The organism is Nitrosopumilus sp. b1 (assembly GCF_014078545.1).
Lineage (GTDB): Archaea > Thermoproteota > Nitrososphaeria > Nitrososphaerales > Nitrosopumilaceae > PXYB01.
Map to the genome: position 1 here is coordinate 59627 of NZ_MU078716.1, position 23319 is coordinate 82945.

The window sequence follows — 23319 nt, forward strand, 5'->3', positions numbered from 1 at the left end:
TTTACCAGCTATTCATGTATTTTATCTGCTCTGCGTTTAATCTATCGATTTTCACATCCATGGCTTTGAGAGCATCAACTGCAATCTGTTTATCAATTTCATCAGGTACTTTGATAACCTTAGTCTCCATTTTTTTATGGTTCTTGAGGATGTATAAAATAGATAGAATTTGATTTGAGAAGGACTGGGCCATTACCTCTGGAGGATGACCTTCAGCTGCAACAAGGTTTGCCAATCTGCCTTGACCAATAAGATATATCTTCTTTCCATTCTTGAGTGTGCACTCATCAAGGTTTGCTCTAACTTGCTTTACAGATTTTGATTGCTTTAGTAAAAAGTCAGAATCAATCTCCACATCAAAGTGTCCAACATTTCCAAGTATTGCTCCAGATTTCATTTTCAGTATGTGTTCTTTACGAATTACACTTGTCATTCCGGTACAGGTGATGAAAATATCACCTAGCTTTGCAGCTTGAGCCATTGGCATTACTTCAAAACCATCCATATGAGCTTCTAATGCCTTAATCGGATCAATTTCGGTAACGATAACTTTAGCACCCATTCCTTGAGAACGAGATGCAACTCCCTTTCCAACCCAACCATATCCAACTACGACAACACGTTTTGATGCAATCAGCAAATTCATTGCACGAAGATAGCCATCAATGGTACTCTGTCCAGTACCATATCGATTATCAAACATGTGTTTTGTGTATGCATCGTTAACAACAATAATTGGGTACTTTAGTTTGCCTTGTTTTTCAACAGCTTTGATTCTTGTGACACCTGCCGTGGTCTCCTCAGTTGCTCCAAGAATTTTTAATTTTTGATATTTTTTATCAAAATGTACTTTGACATTCATGTCAGCGCCATCATCAGTCAGGATGTCAGGTTTATGATTCAGAACTTGTTCTATACACCAATCATATTCTTTGTTAGTTTGTCCAGTCCAAGCATAGATATGAATTCCTTGTGATGCCAAAAATGCTGCAATATCATCTTGAGTAGTTAATGGATTTCCACCGCAAGCTGCTACTGTTGCACCTAATTCCTTTGCACCCATTAACAACACAGATGTTTCTTTAGTGATATGAAGGCAGAAACCCAAAGTGATTCCTTTTAGTGGTTTTGATTTTTTTAATCGATTTAGAGTATTATCTAATATTTCCATATGACTTCGTGCCCATTCATATGAAAGTCTGCCTTGCTTGGCCAATTTTGGATTCTTTACTTTACTCAATGAAAAAACCAAAGGTCATGACTATAAAATTCTATCACGTAAACATGCGAATCTAAATAAATGACAAAAAATTGACTAAATTCATGGCATGGAAGAAGATTGCAGAAAAGAATGCAATTGCATCAGGAAAAGGACGAGAATTCAAAATTGATGGAAAGCGAATTGCAGTGTTTAACCAAGATGGATTCCATGCGTTAGATGCATTATGTGTTCACCAAGATGGATCGATTGCACCCGGAAAACTAGACGGGGATATTGTAGAGTGTCCATTACACTTTTGGCACTACAACATAAAGACCGGAGAGCTAATTGACTATCTAAAGGATGTAAAACTCCAAAAGTATGAAGTTCAAGTTAAAGACGACGGAATTTATGTCGATGTTTAATATTTTTAAGATTTAGAAACTGAAACGATTGCCTGCTTTACGTGAGGAATTTTTGCATTAAAAAAATTGATTGTGGTTTCAAAATATTCAAGATTAGAATTAAGATCTGATTCTGGGTTTTTGTCAATTATCATGTTTTTCAAATACTCTGTTGATTTTGAAACAAATGAGTTAAAGACCATACCAAAAACACAATCTTCTACGTTTTCAATCTCCCAATCATTTTTTGACGGGTTTATCAAGTTAAAGTAATTTGGGATCTGGTTTGTAACAATTTGTAAAATTGATTCTAATTCATTTTTGTCTTCTGGTGTAAGATTCATGAAAGTTAGTAGATTACATCAGTTTATAGTCTTTGGGAATATACCTTGAGATAACTTTTATGACAATGCATTACGAGTACTCATATTGAATAAAGAAATCATTGCAGAAATAGCAAATAAGAATTATCAAGAGATTACAGAGAACATTCAAAGTTTCCTTGTAAAACAACTTCAAGCGGCATCATCTGAAGGATTAATTTTTGGACTAAGTGGAGGAATAGATTCAGCAGTAGTAGCATATCTGTGTCAAAGAGAAATGAAATCAAAGGTTACTGCACTAATAATGCCAGATACAAAAATTTCCCCAAAAAGTGAAACAGAGGATGCGCTAAAGATGATAGACAAACTAGGGATAGACTATAAGCTAATTGACATCAGTCTAATTGTAAATGAATATTCAAAATACCTTGAACCAAATGAGAAAGCAAAAGGAAATCTCAGAGCAAGAATTAGGGCAAATCTTCTTTATTATTATGCAAATTCAAAAAATTATCTTGTCGTAGGAACTAGTGATAAGAGCGAGTACCTCTTAGGTTACTTTACAAAATTTGGAGATGGTAGCGCAGACATACAGCCTATCATATCTCTATACAAATTACAAGTAAGAAAGTTAGCCGAGTTTTTGCGCGTACCAGATTCTATTATCGCTAAAAAAAGTGGTCCGCATTTGCTGAAAGATCATTTTGCTGAAGATGAGATAGGAGTAAAATATGAAGAAATTGATCCGATTCTATATTGTCTGATTGATAAAAAACTAACAATTCAAGAGACCTCAACGAAAACAGAGATTCCAATTCAAACAGTAGAAAAAATCCATTCATTATACAAAATTAGTGAACACAAGCGAATAACTGCGCCAAAGCCCACATAGAATTGCCATGATGATACACGATACACTAACTGGAAAACTCAACGAAGTAAATACACAAAATGTTAGAATTTACCTATGCGGAGTAACAGTATATGATGAATCACATATTGGCCATGCAAGAACGATAATCATTTTTGACGTACTAAGAAGATTTCTTGAGAATAAAGGAAAAAAGATCAATTTTGTACAAAATTTTACAGATGTTGATGATAAAATAATCAATAGGGCCTCTAAAGAAGGAGTTTCTGCTTCTGAGATATCAGAAAAGTATATTCAAAATTATTTTAATGACTTTGATACACTAAACATCAAAAGGGCAACAACATATCCTAAAGCAACTGAACACATTCAAGACATGTTAGATCTTATTTCAGGGTTAATTGAGCAAAAAATTGCATACGTATCAAAGCACGGAGTGTATTTTGCTGTATCAAAATTTCAGGAGTATGGAAAACTCTCAAAGAAAAAAATTGATGATCTGCAATCTGGTGCACGGATTGAAATTGATGAGCAAAAGAATAATCCATTAGATTTTGCATTATGGAAGTTTTCTGATTCAGAGCCTACATGGAATAGTCCTTGGGGCAAAGGCAGACCTGGATGGCACATTGAGTGTTCTGCAATGAGTTTGAAATACCTTGGTAATTCTTTTGATATTCACGGAGGAGGGAGGGATTTGATTTTTCCACATCATGAAAATGAAATCGCACAGTCTGAAGCTTTTACACGTAAGGAATTTGCAAAGACATGGATGCATGTTGGAATGGTTACAATCAATGGGGAAAAGATGTCAAAGTCACTTGGCAATATCAAGACCATAAAGCACGTCTTAGAGAATTGGGGTCCAAACATTATTCGACTATTTTGTTTATCAGGACACTATTCTAAGCCAATTGATTACTCAGAAGACCTTCTACGAGAAAACATTACCAAGTGGAGGCAAGTAGAAGCAGCGTACTACGAAATGATTCACTCAAAATCACAAGGGAATGCTAAAGATTTAGAGAGGGTTGTAGAGAATTGTAAAAAGAGCTTTGATGATGCGTTGAATGATGACATGGATACACACTTGGCAACAGTCGCATTTTTCAAACTGGTAAAGGAGATTAATCGAATAGCATCTGAAGAAGAATTAACAAAATCAATTTCAAGTATTTTCTTAACAGAGTTCAATAGAATGCTTGGAATTTTGGGTTTATACATTCCAGAAATTTCTGATGATGAAATCACAAAGGTGAATAAAATGCTAGAAGATAGAGAAAAATTCAGGAAGGATAAAAATTATGAACAGGCAGACAAAATTAGAGATGAAATTTCTAGCAGAGGGATAGAATTAATCGATCATAAATCAAGAACCATTTGGATGAAAAAAGAGAGAATTAAATCAGACAGATAGGTTCTAAAAAATTCTTTTTAATTCAAAACAAGACGTTTTGTACTTGATTTTGTCTAATTTGCAACAAAAAATAGGAATCATTAGCGTTCCTTAAATGAATTAAGAGGCTCAAATCATTAAATTGATTCAAACATGCGACTGGTGCTGTAAAAAATTTGAAAATAGGGCAAGCAACTACTGTTCCTTTTCCTGTGCACTAGAAGCAGCATCAAAGAAGAGAGGAAGAACATAATGATTGAGCAGATTAATCAAATTATCAAAAGTCTCAGAGAATGTGACAGAAAGATCATCTCATTTATTTATGCAAATGGAGGTCAGGTGTATGAAAAAGATATTAGAAATCAGCTTGATGAGCCTAGAACCACAGTATGGCGCACGATAAAGAGATTAGAAGAGAAAGGAATTATCACAGTAAGAAAAGAAGGCAATCAAAACGTCATAGTTTTGATTGTAAATCATAATGATTAGTTTTAGAATCATCATGTTTTTTTGAAATAATTTTGCTGACCCATATTTCAGAAGTATCGGGCATAAGCATTGCAAGTCAATTTAGGATATAATGGAACAGTAGTATTGATGAGAAAATATTATTAATTTCTATTAAAATTTGAGCAAAATTCCTAATAGAGTTTTTTGCAAATAACTATTTTTTTGAAGCGCTAACGAGAGACACAACATCACGATCGCGAAGTTGGTATGTGACAGGTAATCGGAGATTATATCTGAGGTCTTTTGCATAAAGTAGTCCTTTTGGAAGATCAGTGTGTATTTCCTTTGCCAAGTCTTTTATCGTTGCACCATCTTTCATCAAAATCAAATCTGGAAGAATTCTTCCTTTTCGATCAGCAAGTTTTTGCTCATCTGCAACTGGATAGATAGAGTTCATCTTTAGTAGCTTAAACACTGCAACGTTAATTGCAAACTGTACTCCAGTGCGCATGTATTCGCCCATGATATCTTTTTTAATTAAATTCAATGCATGGGTTTGTTTTTCATTTAATGCATCTGATTGGAGTATATCGAATTGTTCTGACCCAGGAGAATATTTTATCAATCCTTTTTGTTCAGCACGTCTCAAGCTTAATTCGCTATCCCCACTGGCAGGAACAGTTATGGTATCAATGTAGCGCTCACGCAAGCGAGCAAAGTTTTTGTCAGCTCCTTCAACATCAATCTTATTTGCTACAATTAATGTTGGCTTTGAAATTCTTCGCAGGTGGGATGCAAATTTTTTACTGTCTTCAATCCCAAAGTCATCAACTTCCTTTTCCTCCAATTCAGAGATTCTCAAAGTGTCTTTTACATGACTTTTTGTAACACCAATACCTCGATAAAGATCAGTTAGTGCATCAATCAAATCAGTCTCAGACTTCACAAGTTTAGAGATTTTGTCACGATTTCCCTCAAAGATTTTTTGATACCACATGATTAGCTCCTCTTCAATGTCAGCAAAATCTGAAATTGGATCACCAGACCCTACCTCACTTATTTGACCAGTAGAATCGATGCCGCCAGAAGCATCAACAATATGTAGTAATGCATCAGATTGAGCTGCAATTGATAAAAATTGATTTCCCAATCCTTTTCCCTTCCATGCATCTTTAATCAATCCGGGTAGGTCGATTAGCTCAATTGGAATGTATCTCCAGCTATCAACGCATTTAGAATTATTGGGATTATCATGGACGTTAAATTCAGGATGTACACAGAGGGTGATAGCGTTTGCTATTCCGGAAACAGGTTTCTTTGTTGTAAATGGATAGCTTGATACTTCTTCAGAAGACAGCGTAGCTGCGTTGAAGAAGGTAGTCTTGCCGGTATTTGTCTTGCCGATAAGACCAATTTTAATCGGCATGATTAGGAATCAGCCACTGAATATTTATCTCTGCCTGAGATTTTTATTCGTCGTGTGGGTCTTGTGAGATCTTATCACAAGAGTTTTGCATCTCAGCAATTGACCATCGAATTTCATCCAAATCATCTTTGTTCAAACTTGTGTTCCACTTGTCCAAAACATTTTTTGAAATTAGTGTACAATGGTAAAGAAGATTCCAATAAGGGTGGTGCTCAGCAGTAGTGTAGGATAATTCCATCACATCCTCCAATCCATTTTGTGCCCTAGATAATGAGTTGATGTTTTCACCGTAAATTTTTATAATGTCATCATCGCTTTTTTCGATTTTTAGTTGAACACCGTTTTTTGAAAATGATTCAACGAGTTTTTCAAGTTCTTTGTTAAATTCAGAAAATGTAGTCATTTAGGAAAGCCTTTGATGCTCTGCTAGCATACATCGATTAAAAACAACAGTAATTCCAGCTTTTCTAGCAAGGTCTTCGGCTTCTTTGTTATGGATGCCTTCCTGCAACCAGATGACTTTGGGTTGCTTTTTAATTGCCTCTTGCACTACAGGCAAGACATCCTCAGAGGGTCTAAAAACATCCACAATGTCAATTTGCTCATCTACAGCAGAGATGTCAGGGTAGCATTTTTTATTAAGAATTTCTTCTGCAGTTGGGTTTATTGGAGTAATGTTATAGCCATTATTCATAAGGTATTTTGGAACATAGTGAGCAGCCTTTTCGGAATTTTTTGACATACCCACAACAGCGACATTCTTCATAGATAGAATATTTCTAATCTCTTCATCAGAGTGTTGATCTTGCTCCATGTACAGTTTTATCAAAGGAGGGTAAAGAATATTGCTTTTCAAAAGTTGAATAATTTTTATACAGATATTGCTAATTTGGCTTATGGAAAATGAGCCAAAAGACATGATTGTGCTTGGTACAATCAAAAGTGGAGCAAAAGACTTTGATAAGATTAGAAGAATTGCAAAATTAGAACCCGAAGAGCTAAACAAAATTTTAGAAAAATTAGAAGAAAGAGGACTAATCAAAGTTGAAGAGAAGAAAGGATGGCTAGGTAAAAAGATCGAGATAAAGACCACCGAAAAAGGAGATAACGAAGTTGAACATAGAATTCACGAGCTAGAAGCAAATTGGGGGGAGATGGTTGCCCTATACAAAGCAGGAAACAAAGACAAGTTAAACGACTACATGGACAATAACAGATCAATTTTACCAATGATGATGTTTTTTGGAATTATGGACATCATGATGTTTTCAATGATGTTTAGTATGATTGGTGCACAGATGAATGATTATGTACCAGCTGACCAAATCCCCGAAGGAACAGATACCGGAGGAGAGAGCGACTTTTCCGGAGATGGAGATGGCGGAGGATTTGATTTTGACATTGGTTTTTAAAAAATTACTGCTTTAATGTCTCACGATATCTTTTTACAGATTCTACTATGACTTTTTTTGCAATTTGAGAAGACTCCCATCCAATAATTTCTACTTTTTTCCCCTCTAGATCCTTATACACTTGAAAGAAATGAGCAATCTCGGAACGATAATGATCTTCAATATCATGAATGTCATTAGTATGAAAGTATCGCGGATCATTTGTTGAGACACAGATTATTTTATCATCCATTTGACCTTGGTCCTTCATTTGTAAAAGACCAATAGGTCTTGCTTCAATTAAGATGCCAGGGTACGTAGGATTTGTAACTAGAACCATGGCATCTAATGGGTCGTTGTCATCAGATAATGTTTGAGGAACAATTCCATAATCACCAGGATAGTGAAAAGGTGAAAACAAAACACGGTCAAGTTTCATTAGATTATAGGTTTTATCGTATTCGTACTTGTTTTGGGAGCCCTTTGGAATTTCAATTATTACATTTATGATATCAGGGATATCGGGGCCAGAATCAATATCATGCCAGAAATTTTTTGTCATGTTAAAACTGGAATGTATTCGTATATGTTTTGTACGATATTTTTAGCCATGAAATAATAAATTCTTCCTCTGATTAACCACGGTTAATTGATATACAATTCTTATGATAATGTCGGATTAGTTAGAGTACTGTCGTTTTTAAAAACACATAACAAAGAATACCTCTCAGGTCAAGACCTTAGCGATGTTCTAAAAATCAGCAGGGTTGCAATCTGGAAACACATCAAGAAAATACAAGAATTAGGATACAAAATTGAATCAAAACAAAAACTAGGATACAAACTAGTAGAAAACACAAAGATGCTTTTGCCATGGGAAGTTACAAACGGCTTGCAGACAAAAAAAATTGGAAAAAGGGCATACTTTTTTGATTCCATTGATTCTACACAGAATTTTGCGTTAAAGATATCTGAAGAATCAAAAGAAAATGGAACAGTCGTTATTGCACATAAACAAACACTGGGAAAAGGAAGAGAGGGAAGAAAATGGGTTTCACCTCATGGCGGCATATGGGTATCAATCATTATCCATCCAAAATTTGATGTAGAGGCGCTTACTATTTTACCATTAGGAGTATCAGTTGCAATTGCTACTGCAATAGAAAAAGAGCTTAATCAGAAGCCTAGTCTGAAATGGCCAAATGACGTCATGTTGAATAATAAAAAAGTGGCAGGAATTCTCACAGACGTATCAATGGAATCAAATAAGATCCACAATGTGGTAATTGGCATTGGGATAAATTTTGATGTAGATACAAAAAAAATTGAAAAATCAATCAAAGGTACTCCCAACGCGTATGGAATTACAAGTTTGACAAAATCAAGCAGTCCAATAAAATTTTTCCAAGTATTACTGTATGAATTAGAAAATATTTTTGAAGAGTTAAACAAGAAAAATTCAAAAATCATTCTTGATGCATGGAAGAAGAGATCTGCCACCATAGGAAAAAATGTTCAAATTAGCGGGGGTAAAAAAATCCGCGGTAAAGCCATTAGAATTGATGATGATGGAGCACTAGTAATTAAGAAAGGAGTCAAGACCGAGAGGATTGTAGCAGGAGATGCAATCCATTTAAGATGATTATTTTCGTGTTCTTTTTGCCTTTTTTGGTGTTTTCTCTATCAATTTTGATTGCTCGCGAAGAAGATTTTTCAGATCATCTTGAATTTCAAAGACAGTTTCTAAGAGAGTTTCCAAATGTTGAGTATAAGCATCATAATAGGTAATTAATTCAGACTGTTTGCTATTTGTTTTGGTTAGATGTTCATTTGCTCTAATCAAATTTGCAGAAGTTATAAGCTCAGGCAACGGTTGAGAAAGGTCAATAATTTCTTTGAGATCACTTTTTGCAGATTTAATTTTTTGCTGGATGTCAGATAAGGCTCCGAGTCCCATTTTTTTCATATAATCAGGAATTAGTCTTGGCTGTTAAAGTTTTTTCCTTAACTCAGGTCATAATATTGATGCATAAAACCATACAAATTATGAATAAGACATATCTAAATCTGAATTTCTAAATGTTCTATTGAATAGAATCGTAATTTTATTGGTATGTGTTTTCATGTCCCTAGTAACAATAGACACAGTTTCTGCCCAAGAGGAAAAAGATCCGGCCATATTGTTTGATGAGGCAAAAAAGCATTTTGTAGTTGGAGATTACTCTGCTGCGGTAAAAATCTATGATGATATTCTAAGAATTGTACCAGATAATGTCTCAACGTTGAAAATGAAGGGTATTGCGTTAAGCAATCTGGAACAGCATCCCAATTCACTAAAACAATTCTACAAGGCCCTTCAAAAGGAGCCAGAAGATGTGATATCCTTACTTGGTATGGGAATTGGTTTTGGGAACTTGGGCGAATATACAGAATCGCAAAAATATTTTGAAAAAGTTCTAGAGATAGAACCTGAAAATAGAGTTGCTAAAAACTATTATCAATTTATCGATAAAACGATCACAAAGTACCCATATGTTCCCACACCAAAACCCTCGCCTCCACAAAATACTACATTAATTGAGATTCCATTCTGGGTAAAACAGAATGCAGAATGGTGGAGTCAAAAAACCATAAGCGATGAGGAGTTTTTATCATCCATAGGATACATGGTGAATAATAATATAATAAAAATCCCCAGCACATACAATGAAGAAAACAAAGCAGGTTCAATTCCATCATGGATTAAAGATAATGCACGATGGTGGTCAAATGGAGAAATTTCAGATAATGAATTTGTCTCAAGTATTCAATTTATGATAGAAAAAGGATTCATCGTAATAAACAGTAAGCCTACGGCATATGAAATACAACAAAGACAAGAGGAAGAATACAATACGTTTGAAAAATATCTGTCAACGATATCAAAGAACATCTCTGATGAAAAAAGATACATTGAATATCCAAATCCAAGTAGAGATGTGATTAAAAAATTCCTCAGAGACTATGTAAAGTGGAATTTTGAACAAGAAGCAAAATCAGCTGCAGATAAATTTCCAGATCCAACATACCAAATTATCAATGGAACATACATTATCGATTACAAAATATTTGTAAACGAACAACCTTCAGGATTGCCACTTGATCATGTAGGAACACTAAGTGAATCATTAAGTTTTTGGGAAACTCAAGATTTGAAAGTCAATAATCAAACTGCAAAAATAAAATTTACATACACAAACAAAAAACATGAGGCAAATATTTGGACCACATGGGTTGTACGAGATTTAGGAACAGGAGTATTAGGGCATGCTCATCTAGGCAAGGGAGTAGTAGAAGTTGCACTTGGAGATTATTCGTGTGATGGTAGTTTCCAACTGTATGATGTACAGACGGTCAAAATGATAATGACGCATGAGCTTGGACACTCAATTGGACTAAAGCATACCTCAGATGAAAATAATATTATGTATCCATCATTGAAACCATCTTATGCATATTGTATTCTAAGTTAAAAAATAAAGCATATGGCCTAAGCCATATCAAGTGCTCTTGAATGTTTACGAGTGTGAGGACGTTCTCCAGAATATTTTCTTCGCATATGTCCTGATGGACGACCATATAATAATTCAAGAAACCAAGATTCATGTTCAATTTCTTCGGCAAGAATGTCTTTTGCTATTTCGTATGTAGCAGGATCTTTTCCATGAGTCATCTTGCAAACTTTATCCCAGTTTACTATTGCACCCTGTTCAGCTTTTAGGCATTTTTCCAAAATTGCTTTCAAGTCAGTTGGATTTGGAGGCAATTGAAGGAATTCACAGCCAGATATTTTTATGAATTCAGTTGCATCATTTGGGAGGCTTCCACCTAATTGATAGATTCTTTCTATACAAGATTCAAAGTGACTAAGATCTTCTAGTCTTGCATCTTCAATTATTCCCTTTATTCCTTCACCGTCCATTCCTGTACAATGAGCCCTAAGATTTGTGAAATAATAATAGGCAGTAAATTCCACTGCAGCATTTACAACCAAGGATTTCACTAATTCATCCACATTAAGGCCATTTTTTTTGAGAATTTCAATACCAACGACATTTGGTTTTGAATCAGTCATTAAAGGCGATTATAGGATGGAACTAAAAAGCCTTAGGATTTGAATTATCTCTAATTTTTTCAAGAGTCTCAAGAAGTCTATTTTGTGCCCTTTCTATCATGTAAAAATATTCTTTCGTTGGAACATCCACAAAAGGAAGTATTTTCTGCTTTAGCAACTCATTTGAGTTGGATATAACGTGAATTGGGTCAACTAGCGTATCAATCAGATATTTTTGTTCTGGAGTAAAATTAGGATTCAATGATAATGATTTTTTAGATTTATCTTCGAGTGTTTGAACCTGGTTAAATTTCAATTCTTACTCACGTTGGGAAATAACAGATAATTCTAATTTTTTAGATTTTTTCCACAAAAGTGAACATAAGCTAAACATGTTATTTACCATCTCCGAAGAATTTGTAAATAGAATCGAATCTCCTTCATCCTTTAGATTCACTGCATCACTAATTGCCCCAGACATGATCAATTGCCTATCACATTCCACAATAATTCTGCTCTTTGAAGGAAGTTTCCCTAATTTGACGTCTGATGAGTTTAATCTATGAATCAAAGGATAATCTTTGTCAGTATTCAATTGTGTCAGGATGTTGACTTCAACACCATTCATTTTTGCAATAGATATTTTCTCAGGAATTGAAGTATGATACATCATCGTGAGATCTTCAATAGTAGTCATGATGTAAACTTGATTTTTTGCACTCTGAATCATCTTTCCAATGCGTGAATAGACGTTTGTTCTTCCCTGAATGATAGACAAGGATGTAATGTCTGGCGATTCAGCAGTTTTTGTAACTGTTGATAGTTGTTCTGTAAGTTTTTTTGCAAGATTCTTCATCGTGGTGATTTCATCATCGTGTCGCTCAATTATTGAAGCTAATGCAGTTTTTGGTTCAACAGCTGTGCATATTGTAGGATTTGAAAAAGTTGTTGTGACGATTCCAAAGTTTTTTAATTTGTTTAATGAACGATATGCCTTTCCTCTATCAATTTCTAATTTTGCAGCCATTGTACCAACAGAGATCGAACCAAGTTGCAACAACCCCATGTAAATTTTTGAATCAACTTGGTCTAATCCAAAGTATTCAAGATGGGATGATAATTCTTCAGAGCTCATCATACAAAGAATGAAAATGAAAAATTACAATATTATTTCTTGTGTGTTTTTGCCAAACATTTTACGATCCTTGTCTTGCGTAAAATTTACAGATTCAAACCTAATTTTGTGATCGCAAATCTGATCGCACTAAGGAAATTTTTAATTTTGAAAGAGTTTTCTGATAGAAAAGTACTCACGAAATCTCATTCTAAAAACTTAGAATGAAGGTTAGCTTGACCTACACACAAATCACCCTAAGAATATGCGTAAAATGGATAATAAGTCAAAATACCACATCTATCTGTCCTTTGAACACGTCAATATCTGCACAACGATGTCCCTCTTGCGGTAAATCAAAAATGGTATCAGATGAAAACACTGGAGAGTTAATCTGTGGAATTTGTGGTTTTGTCGTTAATGATAAACTAGAGGATACGGGGGCAGAGTGGCGCTCATTTGCAAATGATGAAACAAACAGAGCTCGCGCAGGAGCTGGAACATCAATCACCATGCACGATATGGGACTTTCAACCATCATTGGAGCAGTGAATAAGGATTCTACAGGTAAACCTCTATCTGCAAGCATGAAGAGCTCAATTGAGAGATTACGAACATGGGACAGTAGAACACAGGCACATTCATCAGCAGACAGAAACTTACGACAAGCACTAAATGAAATGGACAAGCTAAAGGACAAGCTTGCTTTAGGTGATGCAGTAGTAGAAAAGGCTGCATATATTTATCGAAAAGCAATGGAAAAAAAACTTGTAAGAGGAAGATCAATTCAAGGATTGGTAGCAGCCTGTTTATACGCTGCATGTCGTAATACTGAAACTCCAAGAACTTTAGATGATGTTGCAAAAGGAATCAACATTAGAAGAAAAGATGTTGCAAGATGTTACAGATTAATTTTTAGAGAATTAGAGCTAAAGATGCCAGTAGTAGATCCTGTTAAAGGGGTTTCACGAATTGCAAGCATAGCAGAATTAAGCGAAAAAACAAAACGCAAGGCAGTGGCAATATTAGATAAAGCAAAAAAATTAGGAATTGTTGCAGGGAAAGATCCTATGGGAATAGCAGCTGCCGCACTTTATCTTGCATGTATTAGTGGTGGCGAATCAAAATCACAAAAAGAAATCTCAATTGCATCTGGAGTGACAGAAGTTACGATTAGGAATCGATGTGCAGGATTAAGGAAAATTCTTCAGGATTAGAATGTCTGAAAGCATATCATGGTCGGATTGGCTAGATTACAATTCTGAAACCATCAACAAGTCACCAACAAAACCAGGTGTATTTATGATGCATGCTGCAATGAAGATACTACTAATTCAAGGAACGGAAAACATTAGAAAAGAACTAGCAGATACGTTATCCAATGATTGTACCGCCCAGGCGACTAGATTCAGGTATACCATATCAGAACAATATCAAAAAATCTATCAGGAATTAATCCAAGATTACAAAAACAGACATGAAGGAAAACTGCCAAAATGTATGGAGTAATTATCGGAATTCCGGTAATTCCTCGTGTTCACGACGCCTAGTTACAAAAAATATTCCGCCAGTTATACCAAATTGATAAAAGGTATACATCATTACTTGAAAGAAACTTGGAACATATTCTGTAAATCGGCTTAGAATAGCAACCAAAAGCACTATAACGCTTAATCCAAACATGAAATATCTTGCAACATTTGGTATCTCGGCGAATTTAAAAAACAAGACCAATGTGACAGAAACAAAAAGTGCTACAATAGTTCCAAATCCAGCATTTAATCCAAGGACATTAATTAAAAAAGCAACTCCTTCCTCAGGAGTAGCAGGGACGACAATTTCAGAAACGGTGATTTTTTCTGGAATTGCAAATTTAATTACGTTTGAAATTGCGTTAATTGAAAATAATAGTAACAAAACAATCGAAGTGATCCTTGCATGAATTTTTAATCTTGGAAAGCGTTTTCTTATACCACGTCCAAGTATTGCACCCTGTAGAATTCCAATAAGAAAAACCACACCGTATGAAATTAGAAAGTTTTCTTCGGCTATTCCAAGAATATCCATACTAGAGAAGTAATCTAGATATTAATTACAAATATGAAAATTAAGATTCACAAATGACATAATCTAGTGGACATCATTCATTAACAATCATTGTAATAGAAGATTGAATGTTTTGAATGGATCTTATTTTGTTCATCACAGCATTTCGCAGGGAATCTTCTGAATCAGAAGTAACTTTGAGTACAATATCATACACACCAAAAACACCTTGTATGTCAAATATTATATCTGCAATTTCGGAAAGAGAGTTTTTGATATTATCTATAACAGATTGTTCCTGATTAAGAGTCACGTTTAGTAAAAAATAGGTTGTAGGCATTTTATTCTTGGCCTTCTATTCCCATTAATGTCAGGGTAGAACGGATTTTATCGATTTTTCTAATCTTCCATGTAATGGTCTCTCTTAGAGCACTCACTTCATCAGAAACAACTTTTGCCAAGATATCATATGCTCCAAATGTTCCATGCACCTCCTTTACCGAATCAAGTGCTTTTAGTTGAGAAATAACAGATTCTTCAGAACCTAACTCGCAATTGATTAGCACATATGCTGATGCCATTTTCAACATAATTATCAAATTATGTTATTTAATATCAATTAGGAATTAGGTTAGAAATTGTTTAAAAAAATATCAGATTTATGAAAAAGTGTTCATAAGAAAATCGTTTTTCCCCAAATTAAACACCAGAAATGCATAGTTCGTTTGTTTTGAACACACAATTACATAGATTCTATTTAATGAAATTATAACTAGTCTGTTGGACCCGCTGCCAACACCCTTCCCAGCCAGACCATAGTTAGCCCTTGGGTCCACCAGAACTTTACAAATTAACAAATTCTATCTCTAGGTTTTTAACCTGTGAATTCAAAATTTTATCATGCAGAGCAATTCCATCAGTAAAATACTTGTACCAATTGATGGTTCCAAGAATTCCATTAGAGCCTTAGAAATGGCAATTACAATTTCAAAAAATTGCAAAGCGAAGATTACTGGAGTCTATTGCATGTACACACAATCATATTCTGAAACACGCGGCGTATCTTCAATAAGTAACGAGATGAAGAAAGAAGCACGTACTGTACTAGATAATGCAAAGAAGACATGTGGAAAAGCAGGAGTTTCATTTACAACAAAAATTCTACAAGGCAATATTGGATTCAACATTGTAAAAACAGCTCATCAAAAAAATAATAAATTTGATTTAATAGTTATTGGATCAAGAGGCAGAAGTTCCCTCAAGAGTATGTTCCTTGGAAGTACATCAAACTTTGTTATACATGAATCTAGCATTCCAGTTTTAATAGTAAAATAATCTTATACCATACCATTCTTTACAAAATATTTTTGATGGTAATCTTCTGCCTTGTAAAATGTTGGGGCAGGGACAATTTCAGTCACTATTGGGTTTTGGAATTTTCCGGATTTCTCTAAGGATTCTTTAGATTTTTTGGCAGATTCTTCTTGAGCAGAATCATGGTAGAATATTGCAGAACGATATTGAATTCCAATATCAAAACCCTGCCGATTTAGAGTAGTAGGATTATGATTATTCCAAAAGATGTCCAATAATTCACCATAGGAGATTTTTTGAGGATCATATTCTACTTGAACTGCTTCTGCGTGACCCGTCTTATCAGTACAGACCTGTTCATATGTAGGATTTTCAATTTTTCCGCCAATATAACCTACAGTAGTATCTAAGACACCCTGGGTTTTACGAAAGATTTCCTCGACATGCCAAAAACACCCAGCTGCAAATGTAGCCTTCATGCCATACATTAGTAAATTGAGATTAAAAATCTAACACTAGTAATGGAACACTGTATCGCCAATCTGTTTTTTCCAATCGGCACGAATTCCAGGTTTTCCCTTTAGCTTTTCGACATAATTAAATGCAGAAAGCCCTGCTGCAGCACCATCTCCGCATGCAGCAACAATTTGCTTATAGGGGATGCTTGTTGCATCTCCAGCTGCAAATATTGCAGGATGTGAAGTTTTTCCTCCAGATTCAATTTCTATCTCACCTTTAGTGTTAATTGTAACCAAATCCTTTACAAAATCCAAATTAATTTTAGAACCCATCTCAATAAACAGACCATCAACTTGCAGGGTTTTTTCTGAACCGGTAGCGTCAACTACAGTAATTTGTTGGAGAGTCCCATTGCCAGAGATGGCTTTAATACTAGAGCTTGGAATTAATTCAACATTTTCTTTTTTCTCAAGGGATGCAATTAGATCTTTATCGCCACCAAGTTTTCCGCCTTTGTAAATCATGTATGCCTTTGATGCCATTCTTGAAAGCAGTATGCCGGATTCTAAGAGATAGGCGCCAACACCTACTGATGCGGTAGTTCGTCCCTGATAGAATGGTGCATCACATTTTGTACAATAATGTACTCCCTTGTTTGCAAATTGAGATTCATTTTCTAATCCTAAATTATTTGGAACTTTACCAGCAGCAACAACTATAGCTTTTGCAAAATATTCTGAACGAGATGTCTTAACTTTCATCTTACCTTCTACTTCTTCAATTTTTTCCACAGTATCATATGTCATCTCACCTTTGAATGACAAGAATTGACTCTCTAAAGTTTTTGCAAGTAAAGGGCCACTTGACATAATAGTACCCGGATAATTTTCAAGTTTCGGAATCAAGTTAAGCTGCCCACCCAAATCTTTTGAGATAACTAAAACCGAGACTTGTTGTCTTGCAATGTATATTCCAGCTGAAAGACCAGCAGGACCTGCTCCAACTATAATAATTTCATATTCTTGGGCCAATTTCTAAATTAGTTTACAGAGATTAACGAAGTTAAGTTTTTGATACCATTCATGTTATGTAGATCGTTATCTATTGCATCCTTGATTTTTTGCATGTCATCAGATTCAAGAATTACCAAAATATCACAAATGCCATAAACGGTCTTTACTGCTTTAACTACAGAGATTTTTTTGGACCCTTCAATAATTTCTCTTTGATTTTTGTAATCAACATTTAGAAGAACATAGGCCTCATTCATGAGGTATCTCCTGAACCTATTGATAAAAAGTTTCTCTGAGATCGTGCCTAAATTTGGCAAATTTTCTTGTAAAAACATGTCAGGTTTGTCCAGTATAAGCAAAAAGACTATCCAGGACAAACAAAAATTAGATTTCGATATATGAAATAATTAGATTCCCAAATCATGTCACAGATAGTTCAGCATAACAAGGAACAAAGACTCACACTTGCAAGTGTTGTGTTTGGAGTTCTAGCCATTGCATCCATAGTTTTGCTAGGAAACTCTTCATTTGTATTTGGGGATATTCAGATAGATATTTCAAAAAATGCAGACACTCAAGGATGTGAAATCAATGAATCCTGTTATTCTGAAACTGGTCTTGTGATTAATGTTGGGCAAGAGGTCACATGGTATAATGCAGGTAATAAAGTTCACTCCATAGTGAGTGGAAGTGCAGAAGTAGGTCATTACGGTTTATTTGATAGTGGAAAAATTCTCCCAAAGGAAAATTTCTCTCAAGTATTTTCTAAATCAGGTCAATACTTTTACTACTGTCAAACACATCCCTGGATGACAGGAATCGTTATGGTAAAATAATAAATCTAAACTCGAATTATTCCTTGTTCAACTAGAAATTTTATTGCAGTAATAAATTCATCATCAGTAATTTGACCTACAGACCACCAACTTGCATTATTGCGTATCCAATCTGGAATGGAATCATTACTAACAGTTTCTGAATTGGATAAATTTGGAATAAAGATAATTTGATTATCAATCATGTATTGAATTGAAGATACAAATTCTTTATCAGAGATCTTACCAGTAGACCACCATCCGGCATTATTGCGTATCCAATCTGGAATTGCAGGAGGGTTAGGAAATCCTAAAACTGTGTAGATGGTTTCGCCAGGAAATTGAGAATCAAACCAATCTCTAAAGTCATTTGCACTGTCATACCAATCAACATAGTATTGAGGAGATCTATCTAACTTTGGAAAATCAGGAGTGTGTGTATCAGGATAACCTACAGCATCTTCAATACTTTGCCCAGAAAATTGAGAATCAAACCAATCCTTGAATGCTAAATCAGAATTATATCTATCAATATAGTATTGCGGAGATTTATCAAATGCAGGGAAGCCAGGAATATGGGTTTTAGGCTCTTTAGTAACATCAACAGAGGGTTTTGGAGTCAAAGATTCTGATGGTAGTTTTTGCGTATTCTTAGGTAGAGATTCTAAGGAATCACCTAACGAGAATTGAAATGACTTTTGATATTCTTCTCCAAGGTAGAAGACTTTGACAGTGTAAGTTCCCGCTTGGAACCATTTTGGACCATCGGCTTTATAGGATTTAGAAAAACTACCATCAAAATTTGCAAGAAAGGTATCTACTGCAGCAAAATCAGAATTTTGAGGATTTACAATTTGCACAATGATAAATTGACCAGGTTGTGGTGAGTCTATCTGACCATTGAGAATCACAGATTCTCCAGAAACATATTGAGATTTGTTTACAGAGAAACTTAGTATTTCTGCGTATGCAGTAATTGGGACCATAGAGATAAATCCAAAGATCAGTAAAAAGATTAAAGATTTCAATTTAATTCCAGAAACAAAAATCCCAAATTTAATCTTGATTGAAGAGCAGAACCAGACATATTATTTTGAAATTTGCTTTGTTTATAATGCCTTCGTAGGAAAGATTAGAATAAAAATTTTGAGACTCCTAGATTCAGATCTAAGTGTCAGTGAATTGGAATGTCCAAGTCAATGCCAATGTATCGTCTGCAGTTAGTTCAACTGCGGTGAATGTGTTTCTTGCAAACATTTCGCCACCAGTGGCATGGTTGAATATTGCGGCTTCATCAATGCTGCTATCATCACAATCGTTTGGTCCCACGTTACCGCCTTCAAATGTTGCAGTTGCTGTAACATTTGCATTTGGAGAACCATTCATAGTACCGTTAACAGAACTAAATGAAGCTACTTCTCTAGCACATGAGGATATTACTGTAATAATATCAGTCTGTCCTGCTGCAGGGGCTGTTTCACCACCTGTTCCAATTTCCATATGACTGATTTTGGCGGAAGATGCATTTACAGTTGAAAACAAATTCTCTGCTAAAAGCTCCATGCCATCAGTAACAATCATGTTATCAGATTGTCGATATGCCTTGATGTTGCCCTGTGCATCGCTAACTACTATCTCAACGTGACCTAATAGCTGAACTCCATTATTGATAGTTGGTTGTACTGAGACTCCTTCTAAAATTGCATAGGTTGTACCTGAAGATACAGCTACTATTGCCACCAATAGTAATCCAAAATGCTTGAGGCCCAAGTTTTTCATCATACCTATAATTAGTGCGAGAGTTTTTAGAAGTAGTTTGTTAATAATGAACAGACGGGTACTCAGATTTTGTTAATCTCAGGCACAGTGACACAGGTCATTTTTTCATAGAATATCAATTAAGGGTGGTAATTACAGAGGATTCTGCCCTGTACTTTATCTTGATAATTACCTCGTGGACTGCCTCCGCATATGAGATAATTGTATCATTGGATTCTAATTGAATCAGCCAATCACCAGTTATTGGATCAAATGATGTAATTGAGAATCTCTCAAGTGGACTATCTGCACCGGAGTACTTGATGCGGTAAATCTGATCACCAATTTGTACACTTGTCAAGTCACCTCGATTTCCATATGTAGATGAGCTCACCAAGCATGATGAATCAGAACCAATCACACATACACCCTGTGGAGACACAACTCTAAATCTTAAGTCATTGTCGTGATTGTTTGATGCATAAATAAGTGAAGGTCTTGCAACTACATCGCCATGTTCATTTCTAATTAGGTCTAACTCTGTAACGGAATCTAATTGTTTAGATTGAGTCCGGACAAAGGTATTCAATACACCCGTATTTGTAGTAGAGCCATTTCCATACAAGTCCACTCTTGCACTAATGTTATAATCAAGGCGTGAAGCATTCTTTGGAATCACCCAAGAAAGTTCTACATCATTGAATCCCGGTTTAAACAAGTACGGGACAGCATCAACAGGCTTTCCATCTACCAATAGAGTCATCAAACCATACATCGATGTTGATTCTTTGTTGTGTAAATATGCATGTGGTTTTAGTGTTGTTCCCTGTGGTTTGATTGTCTGCATATCCATCTCTAATTTTGCATCGACATTATTCAAATCAATATCATTTGGAATTAATCCCAAGTAGAGATGCTCTGAATCGTTTATCTTACCATCTGCATTTATGGCATGTATCCAGAACTCTGTTGCAGGCGACTTTAGCAATGATGCGGGAACAGTTATGAATACTCGCGAAGTAGTATTTGATATTCCAGATAGATCTTCAATCTTCATCTTAAGTCCAGTGTAATTTCGCTCAATGTCAGCATCACCCATTGTGATTAGTCTAAGCTCTGCTCTGCGAAGCTCACTTTGTGCATTATCAATTAATGCAGAGATAGTTATTGATGTTGGTTCTTCAAGATATTCGTAGGAATTGCTACTAGTGACCAGTCTATCTTGGCCGTCAACTTCTAACTTAAAGTCAAATATTTGTGGTTTGGAATATGGATCCTCTTTTACCAGGTATACATTTCCTTCACAGTTTATTATCTGAATGCTGGTGTTAGAGATGCTTGATTCTCCATTTGCAGATACAACAAAGAATGTCTCATTTGGACTAATGCTGGCCTCATAGACATATCTGTGAACATCAGAGTATTGGTTATCCATAGCATACGGTTGGTAGTCAGCTAGTTTTGCAGGAATGATTCCAGAGTGCTTTGTTTGTAGTACTACATTTGATGGGAATAATCCGCCAGAGATCATTACTTTGACGATGTTGTCATCACAGACATTATAGTAGACACTATCAATGTTTGTTGTACTAGATGGTCGTACTGGCTTTTCTGATGTGGTACCTGAAGCACTTCCAGCACCGGCACCCACACTGGCAGGCCCAACTCCAACCTTACCATGACCTGGAGAAGCACTACTGCCTGAACCAGCAGATGCGGGTAATTTCTTTCCTCCAATAGTAAACTTTGAGGTGTGCTCGACTTCAAACTCTACTTGGACTTTACCAGCATGTGTTCCAGATGTCACTTCATTTCTCGACATCACAGTAATTCCAGATTTTGTCCAGGCATCAAGTGATTCATCAAATGTATAGACAGTGAGGTCATCTATGTTATTTGTCTGAGGCTTTGGTGCAAACACAGTGAATGTATATGATTCAATGTTAGTAGAGTTATCAAAGTCTATTCCAGTACCATTTACTAATTCTGATGGGAATCTTGCATTAATGTATAGTAATGTTTCCTGTAATGGATCGGTCTCAGATATTGATGGAATACCGGATTCTATAGGTGGCTTTGATGAAACCTCATATGTGATGTAATCAAGAGTTCCAGGACATGTGCCGTTTTCAAATACTGTAAAGTCTACCTTCTTGATTCCACCATATGTAGGAACTAGTGTGTCATCAAGTGAGTAGATGTATCTCTGACCACAGTTGAACTGCTCTACAGGTTGAGTTGCAAGGTACTGGCCATAAACAGTACTTTGTGCAGTAGATGCAAGTACACCAACATATGATAATGATGTTGAATTACCAACATCTGTTGCATTCAATCTAAAGGCATTGATTACAGTGTCTGGTGATTCATTTGGTGCCAATTCTGCAAGTGACTTGTATAGTAAACTGTATTGAGATTTTGTGGCATTAGTAATTCCAATGGTGTTGTTTTTTCCTACAAATTTGGGTGCAGGTAGATCATGTACTTTGGTAATTGGCGTCTGGATTCCGTCCTTAACTTTCGTTAGCTTAATTGGACTCAATAATGTTGCAAATTGTGCATTATCAACATGGACATTATCAATGTCTATCACACTCGAATTGAGCAAATCCGTGGCATTTGTCACTACCACGAACTTCATTAATGCATTTACGTTCGTACCGTGAACTGTTACCAATCCCTTCTTGGTTATTGATACATATCCAGAAGGTGCTTGGGTTTGGTTTAGCTTGTAGCTTCCAAATAGCACGTCTGATAGTGAAATCGAACCGTTGTTAGAGAGATCCGAATCTGGAGACAGTCCATCAGTGACAGTCAAAGAGCCTAATCCAGTGAATGGGTTAGGCGTGACGGCATATACTGCACCAGGTATCAAGGTATTGTTTCTTGTCTCTATAGTTAGTTTTCCTCTAAGACCAACTAGATCTGAGACAGACATTGAATCATCTACTGAACGGTATCTTGTACGCAAGATTGTAAGCGAGTCATTCACAGATGCACTGTCTTCTAATATTCTTCCAAATGTTCTCATTATTGTTGGTTCTGAGACGGACATTGAATCGGTCATGAATCTTCTAAATGATGTGGATTGGGATATGGAATCCTCCAATGAGGTAGAGTCTACAAGTATTCTTGCAAATGAGGTGACCTTGGAGATTGAATCATCAGTAGATAAGGAGTCGGTCATTGCACGGTTGAATGTAACGGAGGCAAGCAAGGAATCTGCTGTAGATAGTGTATCTGTC

The 23319-nt window shown here is 35.5% G+C and carries 30 protein-coding genes; 11 read left to right on the top strand and 19 right to left on the bottom strand.

Features of this window, described 5'->3' with window-relative positions:
* Position 1: 1 nt before the first annotated feature.
* Positions 2 to 1240: an adenosylhomocysteinase gene (locus tag C6988_RS03905; protein ID WP_182133754.1), complete on the bottom strand. Its 1239-nt coding sequence runs from the start codon at positions 1238 to 1240 to the stop codon at positions 2 to 4.
* A gap of 83 nt (positions 1241 to 1323) precedes the next feature.
* On the opposite strand from C6988_RS03905, the gene C6988_RS03910 reads away from it, so the two are divergent.
* On the top strand, positions 1324 to 1626 hold the full coding sequence (locus tag C6988_RS03910; protein ID WP_182133755.1) for a Rieske (2Fe-2S) protein: 303 nt from the start codon (positions 1324 to 1326) through the stop codon (positions 1624 to 1626).
* A 5-nt stretch (positions 1627 to 1631) separates the two neighbouring features.
* Here C6988_RS03910 and C6988_RS03915 read toward each other — a convergent pair whose 3' ends face one another.
* A complete protein-coding gene (locus C6988_RS03915) occupies positions 1632 to 1949 on the bottom strand; it encodes a hypothetical protein (protein WP_182133756.1) in 318 nt (105 codons plus the stop codon).
* Between the two features lie 85 nt (positions 1950 to 2034).
* Here C6988_RS03915 and C6988_RS03920 point away from each other — a divergent pair, with 85 nt between their 5' ends.
* The 3 genes from C6988_RS03920 (at position 2035) to C6988_RS03930 (ending at position 4684) form a co-directional block, all read left to right on the top strand.
* Positions 2035 to 2820 carry an NAD+ synthase gene (locus C6988_RS03920; protein ID WP_182133757.1) on the top strand — a complete coding sequence of 262 codons (786 nt, stop codon included), beginning with the start codon at positions 2035 to 2037 and terminating at the stop codon, positions 2818 to 2820.
* A gap of 7 nt (positions 2821 to 2827) precedes the next feature.
* Positions 2828 to 4216 carry a cysteine--tRNA ligase gene (gene cysS / locus C6988_RS03925; protein ID WP_182133758.1) on the top strand — a complete coding sequence of 463 codons (1389 nt, stop codon included), beginning with the start codon at positions 2828 to 2830 and terminating at the stop codon, positions 4214 to 4216.
* 231 nt (positions 4217 to 4447) lie between these two features.
* Entirely contained in the window at positions 4448 to 4684 is a 237-nt protein-coding gene (locus tag C6988_RS03930) for a helix-turn-helix transcriptional regulator (protein WP_182133759.1), read from the top strand.
* 175 nt (positions 4685 to 4859) lie between these two features.
* Here the strand turns inward: C6988_RS03930 and ychF are convergent, their stop codons facing one another.
* From ychF to C6988_RS03945, 3 genes are read right to left on the bottom strand one after another with little or no spacing between them, the layout of a single operon-like run.
* Positions 4860 to 6071 (bottom strand): YchF-related putative GTPase, encoded by a 1212-nt coding sequence (gene ychF / locus C6988_RS03935; protein ID WP_182133760.1) that lies wholly within the window; start codon positions 6069 to 6071, stop codon positions 4860 to 4862.
* Positions 6072 to 6114: 43 nt separating this feature from the next.
* Positions 6115 to 6474 carry a hypothetical protein gene (locus tag C6988_RS03940; protein ID WP_182133761.1) on the bottom strand — a complete coding sequence of 120 codons (360 nt, stop codon included), beginning with the start codon at positions 6472 to 6474 and terminating at the stop codon, positions 6115 to 6117.
* Positions 6475 to 6885 (bottom strand): CoA-binding protein, encoded by a 411-nt coding sequence (locus tag C6988_RS03945; RefSeq protein WP_182133762.1) that lies wholly within the window; start codon positions 6883 to 6885, stop codon positions 6475 to 6477.
* Between the two features lie 82 nt (positions 6886 to 6967).
* Between C6988_RS03945 and C6988_RS03950 the strand changes: the two genes are divergently transcribed.
* Positions 6968 to 7483: a hypothetical protein gene (locus C6988_RS03950; protein WP_182133763.1), complete on the top strand. Its 516-nt coding sequence runs from the start codon at positions 6968 to 6970 to the stop codon at positions 7481 to 7483.
* A gap of 4 nt (positions 7484 to 7487) precedes the next feature.
* Here C6988_RS03950 and C6988_RS03955 read toward each other — a convergent pair whose 3' ends face one another.
* Positions 7488 to 8024, bottom strand: coding sequence for an inorganic diphosphatase (locus C6988_RS03955; protein WP_182133764.1), 537 nt, complete (start codon positions 8022 to 8024; stop codon positions 7488 to 7490).
* Between the two features lie 87 nt (positions 8025 to 8111).
* Between C6988_RS03955 and C6988_RS03960 the strand changes: the two genes are divergently transcribed.
* On the top strand, positions 8112 to 9104 hold the full coding sequence (locus C6988_RS03960) for a biotin--[acetyl-CoA-carboxylase] ligase (RefSeq protein ID WP_182133765.1): 993 nt from the start codon (positions 8112 to 8114) through the stop codon (positions 9102 to 9104).
* Here C6988_RS03960 and C6988_RS03965 read toward each other — a convergent pair whose 3' ends face one another.
* On the bottom strand, positions 9105 to 9428 hold the full coding sequence (locus tag C6988_RS03965; RefSeq protein ID WP_182133766.1) for a hypothetical protein: 324 nt from the start codon (positions 9426 to 9428) through the stop codon (positions 9105 to 9107).
* Between the two features lie 157 nt (positions 9429 to 9585).
* Here C6988_RS03965 and C6988_RS03970 point away from each other — a divergent pair, with 157 nt between their 5' ends.
* The gene (locus tag C6988_RS03970; protein ID WP_182133767.1) at positions 9586 to 10974 is read left to right on the top strand and encodes a M57 family metalloprotease; all 1389 of its coding nucleotides are present in this window, start codon (positions 9586 to 9588) and stop codon (positions 10972 to 10974) included.
* 17 nt (positions 10975 to 10991) lie between these two features.
* Here the strand turns inward: C6988_RS03970 and dps are convergent, their stop codons facing one another.
* Genes dps through C6988_RS03985 form a run of 3 tightly spaced genes read right to left on the bottom strand, consistent with a single transcriptional unit; the run spans position 10992 to position 12690 of the window.
* Entirely contained in the window at positions 10992 to 11576 is a 585-nt protein-coding gene (gene dps / locus C6988_RS03975; protein ID WP_182133768.1) for a DNA protection during starvation protein, read from the bottom strand.
* A 22-nt stretch (positions 11577 to 11598) separates the two neighbouring features.
* Positions 11599 to 11871, bottom strand: coding sequence for a hypothetical protein (locus C6988_RS03980; RefSeq protein ID WP_182133769.1), 273 nt, complete (start codon positions 11869 to 11871; stop codon positions 11599 to 11601).
* Positions 11872 to 11874: 3 nt separating this feature from the next.
* Positions 11875 to 12690 carry a TrmB family transcriptional regulator gene (locus tag C6988_RS03985; RefSeq protein ID WP_255464214.1) on the bottom strand — a complete coding sequence of 272 codons (816 nt, stop codon included), beginning with the start codon at positions 12688 to 12690 and terminating at the stop codon, positions 11875 to 11877.
* 290 nt (positions 12691 to 12980) lie between these two features.
* Here C6988_RS03985 and C6988_RS03990 point away from each other — a divergent pair, with 290 nt between their 5' ends.
* Both C6988_RS03990 and C6988_RS03995 read left to right on the top strand, forming a co-directional pair.
* Positions 12981 to 13886 carry a transcription initiation factor IIB gene (locus tag C6988_RS03990; protein ID WP_255464215.1) on the top strand — a complete coding sequence of 302 codons (906 nt, stop codon included), beginning with the start codon at positions 12981 to 12983 and terminating at the stop codon, positions 13884 to 13886.
* A gap of 1 nt (position 13887) precedes the next feature.
* On the top strand, positions 13888 to 14178 hold the full coding sequence (locus C6988_RS03995; RefSeq protein WP_182133772.1) for a DUF7508 domain-containing protein: 291 nt from the start codon (positions 13888 to 13890) through the stop codon (positions 14176 to 14178).
* Here the strand turns inward: C6988_RS03995 and C6988_RS04000 are convergent, their stop codons facing one another.
* The 3 genes from C6988_RS04000 to C6988_RS04010 all read right to left on the bottom strand — a co-directional run bounded on the left by C6988_RS04000 (position 14179) and on the right by C6988_RS04010 (position 15296).
* Positions 14179 to 14736: a hypothetical protein gene (locus tag C6988_RS04000; protein ID WP_182133773.1), complete on the bottom strand. Its 558-nt coding sequence runs from the start codon at positions 14734 to 14736 to the stop codon at positions 14179 to 14181.
* 73 nt (positions 14737 to 14809) lie between these two features.
* Entirely contained in the window at positions 14810 to 15055 is a 246-nt protein-coding gene (locus C6988_RS04005; protein WP_182133774.1) for an Lrp/AsnC ligand binding domain-containing protein, read from the bottom strand.
* 1 nt (position 15056) lies between these two features.
* Positions 15057 to 15296, bottom strand: coding sequence for an Lrp/AsnC ligand binding domain-containing protein (locus C6988_RS04010; RefSeq protein WP_182133775.1), 240 nt, complete (start codon positions 15294 to 15296; stop codon positions 15057 to 15059).
* A gap of 319 nt (positions 15297 to 15615) precedes the next feature.
* Between C6988_RS04010 and C6988_RS04015 the strand changes: the two genes are divergently transcribed.
* Positions 15616 to 16050 (top strand): universal stress protein, encoded by a 435-nt coding sequence (locus tag C6988_RS04015; protein ID WP_182133776.1) that lies wholly within the window; start codon positions 15616 to 15618, stop codon positions 16048 to 16050.
* A gap of 2 nt (positions 16051 to 16052) precedes the next feature.
* On the opposite strand, the gene msrA is transcribed toward C6988_RS04015, so the two are convergent.
* From msrA to C6988_RS04030, 3 genes are read right to left on the bottom strand one after another with little or no spacing between them, the layout of a single operon-like run.
* A complete protein-coding gene (gene msrA, locus C6988_RS04020; protein WP_182133777.1) occupies positions 16053 to 16508 on the bottom strand; it encodes a peptide-methionine (S)-S-oxide reductase MsrA in 456 nt (151 codons plus the stop codon).
* Between the two features lie 36 nt (positions 16509 to 16544).
* Positions 16545 to 17519 carry an NAD(P)/FAD-dependent oxidoreductase gene (locus C6988_RS04025; RefSeq protein WP_182133778.1) on the bottom strand — a complete coding sequence of 325 codons (975 nt, stop codon included), beginning with the start codon at positions 17517 to 17519 and terminating at the stop codon, positions 16545 to 16547.
* Positions 17520 to 17527: 8 nt separating this feature from the next.
* A complete protein-coding gene (locus tag C6988_RS04030) occupies positions 17528 to 17758 on the bottom strand; it encodes an Lrp/AsnC ligand binding domain-containing protein (RefSeq protein ID WP_182133779.1) in 231 nt (76 codons plus the stop codon).
* Between the two features lie 165 nt (positions 17759 to 17923).
* On the opposite strand from C6988_RS04030, the gene C6988_RS04035 reads away from it, so the two are divergent.
* Positions 17924 to 18337, top strand: a complete 414-nt coding sequence (locus C6988_RS04035; protein WP_182133780.1) for a cupredoxin domain-containing protein — start codon at positions 17924 to 17926, stop codon at positions 18335 to 18337.
* A 5-nt stretch (positions 18338 to 18342) separates the two neighbouring features.
* On the opposite strand, the gene C6988_RS04040 is transcribed toward C6988_RS04035, so the two are convergent.
* From C6988_RS04040 to C6988_RS04050, 3 genes are all read right to left on the bottom strand, one after another.
* On the bottom strand, positions 18343 to 19302 hold the full coding sequence (locus C6988_RS04040) for a hypothetical protein (protein WP_182133781.1): 960 nt from the start codon (positions 19300 to 19302) through the stop codon (positions 18343 to 18345).
* A gap of 181 nt (positions 19303 to 19483) precedes the next feature.
* The gene (locus C6988_RS04045; protein ID WP_220463406.1) at positions 19484 to 20086 is read right to left on the bottom strand and encodes a hypothetical protein; all 603 of its coding nucleotides are present in this window, start codon (positions 20084 to 20086) and stop codon (positions 19484 to 19486) included.
* 124 nt (positions 20087 to 20210) lie between these two features.
* Positions 20211 to 23141, bottom strand: a complete 2931-nt coding sequence (locus C6988_RS04050) for a prealbumin-like fold domain-containing protein (RefSeq protein ID WP_220463407.1) — start codon at positions 23139 to 23141, stop codon at positions 20211 to 20213.
* Positions 23142 to 23319 lie beyond the last annotated feature (178 nt).